Below are 14,769 nucleotides of genomic sequence, written 5' to 3'. Positions count from 1 at the left end.
CGAAGGCCGACGCCCGCGGTCAGAGGTTGACGCCGAAGTCCTGCGCGATGCCGCGCAGGCCGGAGGCGTAGCCCTGGCCGACGGCGCGGAACTTCCACTCGGCGCCGTTGCGGTAGAGCTCGCCGAAGACCATGGCGGTCTCGGTGGACGCGTCCTCGGTGAGGTCGTAGCGGGCGATCTCGACGCCGCCGGCCTGGTTGACGACGCGGATGAAGGCGTTGCGCACCTGGCCAAAACTCTGCTGCCGGGTCTCGCCGTCATAGATGGAGACGGGGAAGACGATCTTGTCGACCTCGGCGGGCACGGTGGCGAGGTTCACCTTGATCGCCTCGTCGTCGCCCTCGCCCTCACCGGTGAGGTTGTCGCCGGTGTGCTCGACGGATCCGTCGGGGCTCTTGAGGTTGTTGAAGAAGATGAAGTGCTTGTCCGAGACGACCTTGCCCGACGTGTTGAGCAGCAGCGCGCTCGCGTCGAGGTCGAAGTCGGTACCCGTGGTGGTGCGGACGTCCCAGCCCAGGCCGACGGTGACCGCCGTGAGTCCGGGGGCCTCCTTCGTCAGCGAGACATTGCCGCCCTTGGAGAGGCTGACACCCATGGTGGATCTCCCTGCTCGGTTCGGCGCGGGCCGCGCCATTTGACGGTTCCTTTGCCCATTGGCTCCAACGGACACCACCCTGCCCCGGTTCCCCGCCGCGTGCCACCGTTCTCCCTGTCCCGGGTCGATTGCCTGACGCGTCCCCAACCGGGTATCTCTCCGGAAACACCCCTTTCCCGGACCTGTCCGGCCGCCCGATCGGCCCGCCCGGCCGCACCCGGACACGTCGGGGACGCTCCCCGGGACCGGGCCGCGCCCCCGCCTCCACCGGAGTGAGCACGGTGAGCCCGGCGAGCGCGTCGCAAGGGAACCCCGGCGACGGCCTTCGGCGTACACCGCCCCCGTACCACCCGGTGCCGTACCACCCTGTCCTGGCGCCCCCACGCCGCTCCGGCGGCCCCGGCCCCGCAGAACCCGGAACCCGGAACCCGGAAACAGCGAAAGCCCCCGTCCCGGATCTCTCCGGTACAGGAGCTCTGCCGACTATGTGCGCGAGGGGGGAGTTGAACCCCCACGCCCTTGCGGGCACTGGAACCTGAATCCAGCGCGTCTGCCTATTCCGCCACCCGCGCATAGGTGTTGCCGTTCGACTGCTTCGCACCAGGTGGACTGGCCGGTCCTGTTGGTGGGGGAGCGCCTCCCGACATGCAGAAGATTAGCACGCCGTCCGGAGTGGAATCACATGCGTTCGGCCTGGAGCGGGCAGGGCGGGGGTACGAGGACGCGGAGCGCGCGGCGGACGGAAGGAGGCGCGGCGGTGCGGGACACTGGACCGGGAAGACGTGAGGGCACAGGACATCGGAACGACGGGACACCGCCGCATCGGGACGCCGGCAGGGCGGCACACGGCAAGGGCACGCAGCAAGGGCGGACGGCAACGGCACGACAGGACACATGACCGGGACCGGGACCGGGGATCCGGGCACCGCACCCGCGCACCGCATCTACCATCGCTGTGGGCAGGGGCGGGGGCGGGTGACGGCCACAGGCGCGGTGTGAGGGTTGACACCGCTCTGTCCAGCAGGATCGGGGAACCAGCTGTTTTCCCCGCGCGTGGATACGATCAGTAAGCAGTATCGGAAATGACTCGAAGAAAGGCCCCGAGGAGGGAGGTGCCCGGTGGGTGTACTGAAGCGCTTTGAGCAGCGGCTGGAGGGCCTGGTGAACGGGACCTTCGCCAAGGTGTTCAAGAGCGAGGTGCAGCCCGTGGAGATCGCGGGCGCGCTGCAGCGTGAGTGCGACAACAACGCCACGATCTGGAACCGCGACCGCACCGTGGTGCCGAACGACTTCATCGTGGAGCTGAGCTCGGGCGACTACGAGCGGCTCAGCCCGTACGCGGTCCAGCTGGGCGACGAGCTGGCCGGCATGGTCATGGACTACGCCAAGCAGCAGCGCTACACCTTCATGGGGCTGGTCAAGGTCCACCTGGAGCGGGCCGCCGACCTGGACACCGGCCTGTACCGGGTGCGCAGCCGCACCCTGGCCAGCAGCGAGTCCCAGCACCCCCACCAGCAGCAGGCGGAACCGGCCCAGGCCGGGTACCAGCAGAGCCCGCAGGGCTACCAGCAGCGTCCGGCCTACCCGCAGCCGGGGCCGGGCGCCGGCGCCCCGCAGCGCCCGGCCGGCCCCCCTCCGATGCCCGCCGCGCCGCCTCCCGGCGGAGCCGCCCGGCCCGGGGCGCACGCCGCCGCGGGCCCCGCCCCCGTGACCCGGCTGCCCGGCACCGGCTTCCCCGCCGGTTCGGCCGCGGCCGGCGTCCGCCGCTGGATCGAGATCAACGGCATCCGCCACCAGCTCTCCCGCCCCACCCTGGTGCTCGGCCGCTCCACCGAGGCCGACGTACGGGTGGACGACCCCGGCGTATCGCGCAAGCACGCCGAAATCCGGGTCGGTACGCCCTCCGTGGTCCAGGACCTCGGTTCCACGAACGGCATCGTGGTGGACGGACAGCACACCCAGCGCGCTACGCTCCGCGACGGCTCCCGCATCGTCGTGGGGAGCACCACCATCGTGTACAGGCAAGCCGAAGGGTGAAGCGGGGGCAATGTCAGAGCTGACCCTGACGGTCATGCGGTTGGGTTTCCTCGCCGTCCTGTGGCTGTTCGTGATCGTCGCCGTGCAGGTCATCCGCAGTGACCTGTTCGGCACCCGGGTGACCCAGCGCGGCGCGCGCCGCAGCGAGGGCCAGTCCCGGCCGCCGCAGCAGCGCCAGCAGCAGGCGCCGCCCGCCCGCCAGCAGCCGCAGGGCAACCGGCAGCGGCGCGGTGCACCCACCAAACTGGTGGTCGCCGAGGGCTCGCTGGCCGGTACCACCGTCGCGCTCCAGAGCCAGACCATCACCCTGGGCCGGGCGCACGACTCCACGATTGTGCTCGACGACGACTACGCGTCCAGCAGGCATGCCAGGATCTACCCGGACCGCGACGGCCAGTGGATCGTCGAGGACCTCGGATCCACGAACGGCACGTATCTGGACCGGAACCGGCTGACCACGCCCACGCCGGTCCCGCTGGGCGCGCCGATCCGCATCGGCAAGACCGTCATCGAACTGCGGAAGTAGTCGCACAATGGGCGAGCGGAGCCACGACGCGCGAGCGAGAGGGTGGGCAGCGTGCGGATGTACCCGGAGCCGACGGGGGAGGTACGCATGTCGTTGAGCCTGCGTTTCGCCGCCGGTTCACACAAGGGCATGATCCGCGAGGGGAACGAGGACTCCGGCTACGCCGGCCCCCGTCTGCTCGCGATCGCCGACGGCATGGGCGGCCAAGCCGCCGGCGAGGTCGCCTCCTCCGAGGTGATCTCCGCCATCGTCACGCTCGACGACGACATCCCCGGCTCCGACATCCTCACCTCGCTGGGCACCGCCGTACAGCGGGCCAACGACCAGCTGCTGCACATGGTCCAGGAGGACCCGCAGCTGGAGGGCATGGGCACCACCCTGACCGCCCTGCTGTGGACCGGGCAGCGGCTCGGCCTGGTGCACGTCGGCGACTCCCGCGCGTACCTGCTGCGCGACGGCGTACTGACCCAGATCACCCAGGACCACACCTGGGTGCAGCGGCTGGTCGACGAGGGCCGGATCACCGAGGAAGAGGCCACCACTCACCCGCAGCGGTCTTTGCTGATGCGCGCCCTGGGCAGCGGCGAACACGTCGAACCCGATCTCTCCATCCGTGAGGTACGCGTCGGCGACCGCTATCTGATCTGCTCCGACGGCCTGTCCGGGGTGGTGAGCCACCAGACCCTGGAAGACACCCTGGCCGGCTACCAGGCCCCGCACGAGACCGTGCAGGAGCTGATCCAGCTCGCCCTGCGCGGCGGCGGACCCGACAACATCACGTGCATCGTCGCCGATGTCCTCGACACCGACGACGGCGACACGCTGGCGGCGCAGCTCAATGACACCCCCGTGGTGGTCGGCGCCGTCGCCGACACCCAGCTGCCGCCCCAGGACCCGCGCCACCTCCAGACCCCGGCCGGCCGCGCCTCCGAACTGGGCCGCACCCCGCACCAGGCCGGCCCGGCGGGCGCCTTCGGCCCGCCCGGGAGCGGCGAGCAGGGTTCCGGCGGCGTGCTCGGCGCCTTCGGCGGATACGACGACGACGCCTTCGACAAGCCCGGCAAGGGCCGCCGCTGGGCCAAGCGCAGTGCCGTCGGCCTGGTGGTTCTCGCGGTGATCGGCGGCGGGCTGTACGGCGCCTACGCCTGGACGCAGACGCAGTACTACGTCGGCACCAAGGGCGATCATGTCGCCGTCTACCAGGGCATCGACCAGAAGCTGGCCTGGATCAAGCTGTCGAAGGTGCACCGGGACCGCCCCGACATCGAACTGAAGTACCTGCCGACCTACCAGCAGAACAGGCTCCAGGACACCATCGCGGTAGGCAGCCTCGGGCAGGCGCAGGACAAGGCCGACGAACTCGCCCAGCAGGCCGCGGTCTGCCGGAAGGTCGCCGACGCCAAGGCGGCCGCCGCCACCGGCAGGACGGCAGGAGGCGCCGGGGGCGCGGGCGGCGCCACCGGGCCGGTCAACGCCAAGCCCGGTGCCAAGGCCACCGGCGGCACCACCCCGACGACCGCCCCCACCCCGTCCCTGACGCCGGAAGAGAAGAACCTGGCCGGGGAATGCGGTACGGGCCAGCAGTAGCAGGAGGGGTCGGCTCGCCATGAGCGCCAGCAACACCACCACCATCACGTCCATCGGCGCGCCCAACCGCCGCAACACCGAGCTGGCGCTGCTCGTCTTCGCCGTCCTCATCCCGGTGTTCGCCTACGTCAACGCGGGGCTGGCCAAGCACGACCAGGTGCCGGCCGGCCTGCTCGGCTACGGCGTGGGCCTCGGCCTGCTGGCCGGCGTCGCCCACCTCCTGGTGCGCAAGTACGCCCCGTACGCCGACCCGCTGATGCTGCCGATCGCCACCCTGCTCAACGGCCTCGGGCTGGTGCTGATCTGGCGGCTGGACCAGGAGCCCGTGCTCGGCAAGGCGATGGCGCCCAACCAGCTGATGTGGTCCACCCTGGGCCTGGCGCTGTTCGTGATGGTGCTGATCTTCCTCAAGGACCACCGCATCCTCCAGCGCTACACCTACATCTCGATGATGGTGGCGCTGGTCCTGCTGGTCGCGCCGATCTTCTTCCCCGGCGTCAACGGCGCCAAAATCTGGATCACGCTGCCGGGCATCGGCTCGCTCCAGCCCGGTGAGTTCGCCAAGATCGTCATCACCGTCTTCTTCGCCGGCTACCTGATGGTCAAGCGGGACGCCCTGGCACTGGCCAGCCGCCGCTTCATGGGCCTGTACCTGCCACGCGGCCGCGACCTGGGCCCGATCCTGGTGATCTGGGCCATCAGTCTGCTGATCCTGGTCTTCGAGACCGACCTCGGCACCTCGCTGCTCTTCTTCGGCCTCTTCGTGATCATGCTGTACGTGGCCACCGAGCGGACCAGCTGGATCGTCTTCGGCCTGCTGCTCAGCGCCGGCGGCGCGGTCCTGGTGTCGTCGTTCGAGCCGCACGTCAAGGAGCGGGTGCACAACTGGCTGCACCCCCTCCAGTTGGCCAACGGCGGTGTCACCGAGACCGCGCAGACCATGTACGCCTTCGGGTCCGGCGGCATCTTCGGCTCCGGCCTCGGCCAGGGCTACTCCCGGCTGATCGGCGGCATCGCCCCCAAGAGCGACTACATCCTGGCCACCGTCGGCGAGGAGCTCGGCCTGGCCGGGCTGATGGCCGTGCTGCTGCTGTACGCGCTGCTGATCGAACGCGGCATCCGTACCGCGCTGGCCGCCCGCGACCCCTTCGGCAAGCTGCTCGCCATCGGCCTGTCGGGCGCCTTCGCGCTCCAGGTGTTCGTGGTGGCGGGCGGCGTCACCGGGCTGATCCCGCTGACCGGTATGACGATGCCGTTCCTGGCCCAGGGCGGCTCCTCGGTGATCGCCAACTGGGCGCTGGTCGCGATCCTGCTGCGGATCAGCGACACCGCCCGGCGGCCGGCCCCGAGCCCGGCCCCCTCCCCCGACGCCGAAGCGACCCAGGTGGTGCGCAGCCAGTGAACAAGCCCCTGCGACGGGTCGCGGTCTTCTGCGGCCTGCTCGTCCTCGCCCTGCTGCTGCGGGTCAACTACGTCCAGTTCGTCCAGGCCGACCAGCTGTCCAACGACCCGCACAACCGCCGGGTCGCCATCAACCAGTACGCCCAGCCGCGCGGCGACATCATCGTGGACGGCAAGGCCATCACCGGCCACACCACGACCACCGGCAGCGACTTCAAGTACAAGCGCACGTACACCGACGGCCCGATGTGGGCGCCGGTGACCGGGCACGCCTCGCAGGCGTTCGGCACCTCGTTCCTGGAGGGCGTCGAGGACAAGTTCCTCACCGGCAACGACGACCGGCTGTTCTTCAACCGCACCATCGACCTGCTGACCGGCAAGCAGAAGCAGGGCGGGAACGTCGTCACCACGCTCAACGCCAAGGCCCAGGAGGCCGCCTTCAGGGGCCTGGGCGACAAGAAGGGCGCGGTCGCCGCCATCGACCCCCGCACCGGCGCGATCCTCGCCCTGGCCAGCACCCCCTCGTACGACCCCTCGACCTTCGCCGGGAACTCCAAGAACGACGAGAAGAGCTGGGTCGGGCTGCAGAAGGGCAGCGACACCGACGACCCGATGCTGAACCGGGCGCTGCGCCAGACCTACCCGCCCGGCTCGACGTTCAAGCTGGTCACGGCCGCCGCGGCGCTGCAGAGCGGGGCGATCACGGACGTCGACAAGGACACCGAGTCACCCGACCCGTACCCGCTGCCCGGCACCACCGTCAACCTGGTCAACGAGGGCAGCATCCCCTGCCGCAACGCCAGCCTGCGCAATGCCCTCAAGTACTCCTGCAACACCGTCTTCGGCAAGCTCGGCGCGGACATGGGGCTGAAGACGATGGTGGACGAGTCCGAGCTGTTCGGCTTCAACGAGGAGCAGTTCGTCCCGGTCCGCGCCGACGCCAGCAACTTCGACACCAAGATGAGCCCGGACCAGGTCGCGCAGTCCTCGATCGGCCAGTTCGACACCGCGGCCACCCCGCTGCAGATGGCCATGGTCGCCGCCGCCATCGCCAACAACGGCACCCTGATGAAGCCGTACGAGGTCGACAAGCTGGTGGCGCCGAACCTGAGCACCATCTCCCAGACCAGCCCCAGCAAGCTGAGCCAGCCGCTGTCGCCGGAGAACGCGCAGAAGCTCCAGTCGATGATGGAGACGGTGGTCGAGTCCGGCACCGGCACCAACGCCAGGATCCGGGACGTCGTCGTCGGCGGCAAGACCGGCACCGCGCAGAACGGCGTGAACAACAAGGGCACGCCGTACGCGTGGTTCGTCTCGTACGCCAAGACCGACCAGGGCTCGCCCGTCGCGGTGGCCGTCGTGGTGGAGGACGCCTCCGCCAACCGCGACGACGTCTCCGGCGGCGGGTTCGCCGCTCCCATCGCCAAGAGGGTCATGGAGGCCGTCCTCAACAAGTGAGGAACCCGCGCGGTCGCGGCCAGGTACCGGTCAGGTATCGGCGGGCGGCCGGGGCGCGGTCACACTGTGTACGCCCGGTAGCGTATGCCCGAGAAGGCACAGGGCAATGGTTAACGGATTCGGTTGCAGATCGGGTTTGAGAGAGGGCAGAGCTATGGAAGAGCCGCGTCGCCTCGGCGGCCGGTACGAGCTGGGCTCGGTGCTCGGCCGTGGTGGCATGGCCGAGGTGTACCTCGCCCACGACACCCGGCTCGGCCGTACCGTCGCCGTGAAGACGCTGCGGGTGGACCTCGCCCGCGACCCGTCCTTCCAGGCCCGGTTCCGCCGTGAGGCACAGTCGGCCGCCTCGCTCAACCACCCGTCGATCGTCGCCGTCTACGACACCGGCGAGGACTACGTCGACGGGGTCTCGATCCCGTACATCGTCATGGAGTACGTGGACGGCTCCACCCTGCGCGAATTGCTGCACTCCGGGCGCAAACTGCTGCCCGACCGCGCCATGGAGATGACCGTCGGCATCCTCCAGGCCCTGGAGTACAGCCACCGGGCGGGCATCGTCCACCGCGACATCAAGCCCGCCAACGTGATGCTGACCCGCACCGGCCAGGTCAAGGTCATGGACTTCGGCATCGCCCGCGCCATGGGCGACTCCGGCATGACCATGACCCAGACGGCCGCGGTGATCGGCACCGCCCAGTACCTCTCCCCCGAGCAGGCCAAGGGCGAACAGGTCGACGCCCGCTCCGACCTGTACTCCACCGGCTGTCTGCTTTACGAGCTGCTGACCGTACGGCCGCCCTTCGTCGGCGACTCACCGGTCGCGGTCGCGTACCAGCACGTACGGGAGGAGCCGCAGCCGCCGTCGGTCTACGACCCCGAGGTCACCCCGGCGATGGACGCGATCGTCCTGAAGGCGCTGACCAAGGACCCCGACTACCGCTACCAGTCCGCCGACGAGATGCGCGCCGACATCGAGGCCGCGCTCGACGGCCAGCCGATCGCCGCCGCGGCCGTGATGGGCTCGGTCGGCTACGGCTACCCGCACCAGTACGGCGACGGCGGCGCCACCACCGCGCTGCCGCCCCAGCCGGACGCCCAGCACACCTCGATGCTGCCCCCGCTGCGGGAGGACGACGGCGGCTACGGCTACGAGGACCGCCCCGACCGGCGCCGCCAGAAGAAGAGCAACAACACCTCCGTGGTGCTGCTGGTGGTGGCCGGCGTCCTGGTACTGGTGGGCGCAATCTTCCTCGGCAAGGCGCTGTTCGGCGGCGGCTCGCCGGACGCCGACGCGACCGTGCCGAGCTTCCTCAACCTCTCGGTGTCCGACGCCACGACCAGGGCCACCAACGTCGACCTCACCCTCGTCCAGGGCGCCGCCTCGTTCTGCGACAACGTCGACAAGGGCCTGATCTGCCGGCAGAACCCGGCCGCCAACGCCCCGGTCCCCACCGACAAGACGATCACCGTCGCGGTCTCCAAGGGCCCGGCGCCGGTCGAGATCCCGGACGTCACCAACGACCCCTTCGACTCGGCCAGCCAGCAGCTGGTGGACAAGGGCTTCCAGGTCAAGAAGAAGGTGCAGACCAGCACCACCGAGCAGCAGGACACCGTACTGTCGATGAGCCCGGACGCCGGCACCAAGGCGGCCAAGGGCACGGTGGTCACCCTGACGGTGGCCGAGCCGCCGGAGCAGAAGCAGGTCCCGAACGTCCAGAACGTCGACTTCGACACCGCGAAGGCGCAGCTGGCCGCGCAGGGCTTCGAGAACGTCAAACGGCAGGACCAGCCGGACAACGCGCCGGCGGGCACGGTCATCGGTGAGACGCCGGCGCCGTTCAGCTCCCAGACGCTGGACACCCAGATCGTGCTGACCGTCTCCTCCGGCCCGGCGACCCCGGACCCGCAGAAGACCATGCCCAACCTGTTCGGCCAGACCGTGGGCCAGGCCAAGGCCACGCTGAACGCCCTGGGCCTGAACCTGCAGATCGGGGTGGACGACAACGCTCCCGACGACGCCCACGTGATGAGCACCGACCCCGGCGCCAACTCCCCGCTCACCGAGGGCCAGCCGATCCAGATCCACGTCTTCGGCAACGGCCTGGGCGGCTGAGCGCCGCCGGTCACGGTATGGCAGAAGGGGGCGGTCCGCACGATGCCGGTGCGGACCGCCCCCTTCTGCCGTGGCCCTCGCGGGGAACGGCTACCGCTTCAGCTCCGCCGGCGGCGTGCGCCGGGCGTCGACCCGCTGGGTGCGGACCAGCTCGCCCCAGACCACGTAGCGGTAGCGGGAGGTGTAGACGGGCGTGCAGGTGGTCAGCGTGATGTAGCGGCCCGGCCTGGACCTGCCGGACTCCTCGGGGACCTGGTCGGTGACGGCCACGTTGTACTTCGAGGTCTGGTCCAGGACCTTGTAGACCTTGTAGACGTACCAGGTGTCCTTGGACTCGAAGACGACCGGGTCACCGGTCCTGATCTTGTCGATGTCGTGGAACTTGGCGCCGTGGCCGTCGCGGTGGGCGGCCAGGGTGAAGTTGCCGACCGTGTCCCAGGGCATCGCGGCGGGCGTCGGCTCGGTGTAGTAGCCGGCCACGCCCTCGTTGAGGACGTCGGTGGAGGTGCCCTTCTTGACCAGCACCTCGTAGTCCTTGCCCATCGCCGGCACGTGCAGGAAGCCGATGCCGTCCGCGGTGTCCAGCCGGCCCGGCGCGTCGGCGCCGCCGCCCGGGACGCCGCTGTGCGCCCATTCCTGGCGGACCCTGTCGCCCGCCTGCTTCTCGTGGCGGTCGGCGACGACGTTGGTCCACCACAGGGAGTAGACGACGAAGAGCGCGAGCACGAGCCCGGCGGTGATCAGGATCTCGCCGATGACACTCACGGTGGCCGCGACAGGCCCCCGCCTCGGCGGCTCGTTGCTGCTTGTCACGCTGTTCCGTTCTCCGTCGCTGTTGGCTGCCACCGCACCGGTGGAGTCCTGTCCTGCGGCCCCGGTGGCCGCCGGCCGCCCGTAGCCTGTCGGGTGGAGCCGCGCCGGCTCGGGCGACAGGCCCTAGCCCCCGACCAGCGCGTCGGGCTTGCCCTTGCTGCGCGGCCGTTCCTCGATCAGCTTGCCCCAGACGATCAGCCGGTTGGTGCTGGTGAACTCGGGGGTGCAGGTGGTGAGGGTCAGGTAGCGGCCGGCGGTGGTGAAGCCGGAGCCGGGCGGCACGGGCTGCAGCACACCGATGTTGGAGGGCGGCGTGGAGGCCAGCGAGCTGGTGACCTGGTAGGTGTAGTACGTGGTGGCCGTCTCGACCACCACCTTGTCGCCCGGCACGAGGTGGTTGATGTAGCGGAACGGCTCACCGTGGGTGTTCCGGTGCGCGGCGACCGCGAAGTTGCCGCTCCTGTCCCACGGCATCGCGGTGTTCAGGTCACCGTCGTAGTGGCCGATCATGCCCTTGTCGAGGACCGAGGTCTTGTCCACACCCTGCGCGATAGGGGCTTTGACGTCCAGCTTCGGGATGTACATGATCGCGAAGCCCTGGCCGGGGGAGAAGGTGCCGGCCGCCCGGTCCGGGCCGCCCGTGGTGGTCTGCCACTGCTGCTCCAGCTTGTTGGAGGCGCTGTTGGCCTGCTGGTGGGCGCGGACGTTGGTCCACCACAGCTGGTAGGTGACGAACAGCAGCATGATGACGCCGATGGTGATGAACAGTTCACCGACGATCCGGCTGATGACGACCGAGGGGCTCTCCTTGGCCGCCTTGGCGGCTCGCCGTGCCTCGACCCGGCTGAGCGGCGCGGACGGCTCCGCCGGGGAGGAGGCGCCCGCGCCCGCCGGGGAGGGGGCGCTGCCCGCGGCCGGCCCGGTACCGGCGCGGCCCCGGGCCCGGTGGCCTCCCCGCGCGGCCTTGCGCCGCGCCGCCCGCCCGCCGTCCGTCGGCGCCCCGTCGAAGCCGGCGTCCGTCCCGGCCGGCTGTGCCCCGCCGCCCGCCTGCGGCTCCACGGCGGTCGGCGGCGGTACCTGGATCACCGGCAGCTTCGCGGTCTCCGCGAGCGCCCGCCGGGCAGCCTGCCGGCTCTGTACGGGCTCGGGCGGTACGAACGCCTCCCGTGCCGGGGGCTCCGTCTCCGGCGGCACGTTGGGCTCCGCAGGTACGGGCTCGGGCGGCGCGTACGGCTCCGCAGATACGGCCTCCGGCGCGGCGTAGGGCTCCGCCGGTACCGCCTCCGGCGCCCCGAACCGCTCGGTCCGTACAGCCTGCTCCCGTACCGGCGGCCGCTCGCCGCGTACCGGCCGCTCCACCGGCCGTTCTTCGCGTACCGGCGGCTGTTCCGGTGCCGGTGCCAGGCCCCGCGCGGGCTCGGGGGGCCGGAACCAGGGGGAGCCGTTCGCGGGCGCCGAGGGCAGGTCGGTGACGAGCGGTCTGCCGTAGTAGGGCGGCGGGGGCGCGGCGGGCGGGGCCTCCCGCCGTACCTCGGGGGCTGCGGCCTGCGAGGAGGAGACCTGGGGCGGCGCGGCCTGCGGGGAGGAGGCCCTCGCGGGTGAGGTCGGCGGCGGCCCCGGTACGGGCGCCGGCGCCGCGGCCCTCCTCCGCGCGGGTGCCCCGGTCCTCCCCGGTGCGGGTGCCTCGGGTGCGGCCGCCCCGGCCCCGCCGTCGGGTTCCTCGTCGGAGACGGCGGGCGGCCGGCCGGGCAGCGGGTCGTTCAGCGGGTCCGCCAGCTGCTGGACCACAGCGGCGAACTGCCCGGTGTCCTCGTAGGACATCGGGCCGTCGGCGGGACGCTCCGGCCGGAGCGTGGTCACGCCCCGGCCCTCCCCGTGAGCCCGTCCGCCCCGACCACCGGCGCCAGCCCGCGGGAGCGTTCCAGCGCGCCCGGGTCGCCGCATTCGGCCAGCCAGTTGGCCAGCATCAGGTGCCCCCACTCGGTGAGCACCGACTCCGGGTGGAACTGCACGCCTTCGACGGCGAGGTCCCGGTGCCGCAGCCCCATGATGATCCCGTTCTCCGTCCGGGCGGTCACCCGCAGCTCGTCCGGCAGGGTGTCCTGCTCGACGGCCAGCGAGTGGTACCGGGTGGCGGTGAACGGCGACGGCAGACCGGCGAAGACGCCCGTGCCGTCGTGGAGCACCGCGGACGTCTTGCCGTGCAGCAGCTCGGGCGCCCGCCCGACCACTCCGCCGTAGGCGACCGCCATGGACTGCACACCGAGGCAGACGCCGAAGACCGGCACCGCGGTCCGCGCGCAGTGCCGCACCATGTCGACGCAGATGCCGGCCTCTTCAGGGGTGCCGGGGCCGGGGGAGAGCAGGACGCCGTCGAAGCCGTCCTGGGCGTGCTCCGGTGCCACCTCGTCGTTGCGCAGCACCTCGCACTCGGCGCCGAGCTGGTAGAGGTACTGGACCAGGTTGAACACGAAGCTGTCGTAGTTGTCCACGACGAGGATGCGAGCGCTCATAGGACCGCGGCCACCCCGCTGACGGCCCGCAGCCCGTTGTCCTGGTTGTCGACGGTCACCTGGTTGAACGGCAGCAGCGGCTCCGCCCACGGGAAGACGTACTGGAACAGCAGGTAGACGACGGCAAAGGTCAGCACGAGGGAGATAAGCGCCCTCACATACGCGTTACCCGGCAGATGCCGCCAGATCCAGCCGTACATGCCATGCCTTCCTTCCGAGTCCCCGGAACAGAGTAGAGGGAGATCGCCGGTCCAGGGGATCCGGCCGGTCAAAGCTTCGGCATCGGTTCATCTGCCGATTCCCCCGCAATCCGGGGTACGGACAGGGCGGCGACAGGGCGGCGACAGGCCGCTTCCCAGCGCACCCACCGCCGGCTCACCGCCGTTTCACCGCCGGCTCACCGCGGGCTCACCGGCTTCGCGTAGTGCAGATCGACCGAGCCGGTGTAACCCGGCAGAGTGACCCGGTCGCGCTGCCCGACCTTCCAGCCGAGGCCGTACGCCTGCACATACTGCAGGTAGTTCCGGATCGCCGGGCTGGCGTCGAGCGCCTGACGCAGCTTCTTGCGGTCACCCACAGCGGTGATCCGGTAGGGCGGGGAGTAGACGCGCCCCTGGAGGATGAGGGTGTTGCCGACGCAGCGGACCGCGCTGGTGGAGATCAGCCGCTGGTCCATGACCTGGACGCCTCGGGCGCCGCCCTGCCACAGCGCGTTCACCACGGCCTGCAGGTCCTGCTGGTGGATGACCAGGTCGTTGGGCTGCGGATCGGGGACGCCGGGGACGAGCGGGCCGGCGTCGGGCGGGGCGTCGTCCAGGGTGACGTCGAGGACCGGGCCGGTCAGCGGATCGGTGCCGGCCGCCTTGTCCAGGCCGTCGATCCGGGCCCGCTCGGCCGGCGACAGCCCGCTGCTGCCGTGCCGGGTGAGCTGGTCGACGTCCCTGCGGACTCCGGCGACCTGCTTCTCCAGCTCCTCGTTCGCGCTGCTCTTGCTGCGGACGTTGTCGGAGAGCTTGGGCAGTGGGTCGTCGCTGCGGATGTCCACACCCTTCGCGGTGTCGAAACTCGTCCAGAAGATCAGTCCGGCCAGCGCGAAGACTCCCGCACTGAGCACTCTCAGCGCTACGGTGCGGTGGACAGAACGGGAAGAGGGGGTGGGGGAGGTGCCACCGGTATCGGTCACCAAATACCCTGTCTCCTTGACAACCCGAGGAAGCACTACGCTAACGGACGCCCGGAAGTGGTAGTGCCGCCACCAGGCACCCCATCCACCCCGCTAACCCACGACACCCGCGCGGTTACGCAGCGCATCGACAGGAGAGTCCCTCGTGCCGAAGTCACGGATCCGCAAGAAGGCCGACTTCACCCCGCCGCCGGCCAAGACGGCCACTGCCATCAAGTTCGGCAACCGGAGCGGGTGGGTGGCGCCCCTGATGCTGGCGTTCTTCATCGTCGGCCTTGCCTGGATCGTCCTCTTCTACGTGACCCAGGGCAGCCTGCCGGTCGAAGCGCTCGGCAACTGGAACATCGTGGTCGGCTTCGGCTTCATCGCGGGCGGGTTCGTCGTCTCCACCCAGTGGAAGTAGCGGTCGCGGGTTTTTCCACATGGTTATCCACAGTGGGGAAAAGGTCGGAAGATCTGTGGATAACCTCTACGAGGTTGACGCCGGTACGACCGGCGACAGGACCGGTGGCCCGGTGGTGGCCACCGGTCTTTCGTTGATCT

At 70.6% G+C, this 14,769-nt stretch carries 13 protein-coding genes and 1 tRNA gene; 7 read left to right on the top strand and 7 right to left on the bottom strand.

Going from position 1 to position 14,769, the window contains the following annotated elements:
- Positions 1-19 precede the first annotated feature (19 nt).
- Positions 20-595 carry a TerD family protein gene (locus RLT57_RS15025; protein ID WP_311297898.1) on the bottom strand — a complete coding sequence of 192 codons (576 nt, stop codon included), beginning with the start codon at positions 593-595 and terminating at the stop codon, positions 20-22.
- Positions 596-1,083: 488 nt separating this feature from the next.
- Positions 1,084-1,167, bottom strand: a tRNA-Leu gene (locus tag RLT57_RS15020).
- 547 nt (positions 1,168-1,714) lie between these two features.
- Here RLT57_RS15020 and RLT57_RS15015 point away from each other — a divergent pair.
- The 6 genes from RLT57_RS15015 to pknB all read left to right on the top strand — a co-directional run bounded on the left by RLT57_RS15015 (position 1,715) and on the right by pknB (position 9,717).
- Positions 1,715-2,632 (top strand): FhaA domain-containing protein, encoded by a 918-nt coding sequence (locus RLT57_RS15015; protein ID WP_311297897.1) that lies wholly within the window; start codon positions 1,715-1,717, stop codon positions 2,630-2,632.
- 10 nt (positions 2,633-2,642) lie between these two features.
- Entirely contained in the window at positions 2,643-3,158 is a 516-nt protein-coding gene (locus RLT57_RS15010) for an FHA domain-containing protein FhaB/FipA (RefSeq protein ID WP_311297896.1), read from the top strand.
- A 57-nt stretch (positions 3,159-3,215) separates the two neighbouring features.
- Entirely contained in the window at positions 3,216-4,745 is a 1,530-nt protein-coding gene (locus RLT57_RS15005) for a Stp1/IreP family PP2C-type Ser/Thr phosphatase (protein ID WP_311300722.1), read from the top strand.
- Between the two features lie 19 nt (positions 4,746-4,764).
- A complete protein-coding gene (locus tag RLT57_RS15000; RefSeq protein ID WP_311297895.1) occupies positions 4,765-6,147 on the top strand; it encodes an FtsW/RodA/SpoVE family cell cycle protein in 1,383 nt (460 codons plus the stop codon).
- The gene (locus tag RLT57_RS14995; RefSeq protein WP_311297894.1) at positions 6,144-7,604 is read left to right on the top strand and encodes a peptidoglycan D,D-transpeptidase FtsI family protein; all 1,461 of its coding nucleotides are present in this window, start codon (positions 6,144-6,146) and stop codon (positions 7,602-7,604) included. Before RLT57_RS15000 ends, RLT57_RS14995 begins: the two co-directional genes overlap by 4 nt.
- A gap of 154 nt (positions 7,605-7,758) precedes the next feature.
- Positions 7,759-9,717 (top strand): Stk1 family PASTA domain-containing Ser/Thr kinase, encoded by a 1,959-nt coding sequence (gene pknB / locus RLT57_RS14990; RefSeq protein WP_311297893.1) that lies wholly within the window; start codon positions 7,759-7,761, stop codon positions 9,715-9,717.
- 90 nt (positions 9,718-9,807) lie between these two features.
- On the opposite strand, the gene RLT57_RS14985 is transcribed toward pknB, so the two are convergent.
- The 5 genes from RLT57_RS14985 to RLT57_RS14965 form a co-directional block, all read right to left on the bottom strand.
- Positions 9,808-10,563, bottom strand: a complete 756-nt coding sequence (locus RLT57_RS14985; protein WP_399128699.1) for a class E sortase — start codon at positions 10,561-10,563, stop codon at positions 9,808-9,810.
- A 90-nt stretch (positions 10,564-10,653) separates the two neighbouring features.
- On the bottom strand, positions 10,654-12,390 hold the full coding sequence (locus RLT57_RS14980) for a class E sortase (RefSeq protein ID WP_311297891.1): 1,737 nt from the start codon (positions 12,388-12,390) through the stop codon (positions 10,654-10,656).
- The gene (locus RLT57_RS14975; RefSeq protein ID WP_311297890.1) at positions 12,387-13,043 is read right to left on the bottom strand and encodes an aminodeoxychorismate/anthranilate synthase component II; all 657 of its coding nucleotides are present in this window, start codon (positions 13,041-13,043) and stop codon (positions 12,387-12,389) included. The genes RLT57_RS14980 and RLT57_RS14975 overlap by 4 nt, the downstream gene beginning before the upstream one ends.
- Complete coding sequence (locus RLT57_RS14970; RefSeq protein ID WP_311297889.1) at positions 13,040-13,243, bottom strand: hypothetical protein; 204 nt, start codon at positions 13,241-13,243, stop codon at positions 13,040-13,042. Before RLT57_RS14970 ends, RLT57_RS14975 begins: the two co-directional genes overlap by 4 nt.
- A 197-nt stretch (positions 13,244-13,440) precedes the next feature.
- Entirely contained in the window at positions 13,441-14,163 is a 723-nt protein-coding gene (locus RLT57_RS14965) for a DUF881 domain-containing protein (RefSeq protein ID WP_311300721.1), read from the bottom strand.
- Between the two features lie 208 nt (positions 14,164-14,371).
- Here RLT57_RS14965 and crgA point away from each other — a divergent pair, with 208 nt between their 5' ends.
- The gene (crgA, locus tag RLT57_RS14960) at positions 14,372-14,629 is read left to right on the top strand and encodes a cell division protein CrgA (protein ID WP_311297888.1); all 258 of its coding nucleotides are present in this window, start codon (positions 14,372-14,374) and stop codon (positions 14,627-14,629) included.
- Positions 14,630-14,769: the final 140 nt, after the last annotated feature.

Origin of the sequence: Streptomyces sp. ITFR-21, from assembly GCF_031844685.1 — a bacterium.
In the GTDB taxonomy this organism is placed as follows: Bacteria; Actinomycetota; Actinomycetes; order Streptomycetales; family Streptomycetaceae; genus Actinacidiphila.
This window is presented reverse-complemented; position numbering and strand designations above follow the sequence as displayed.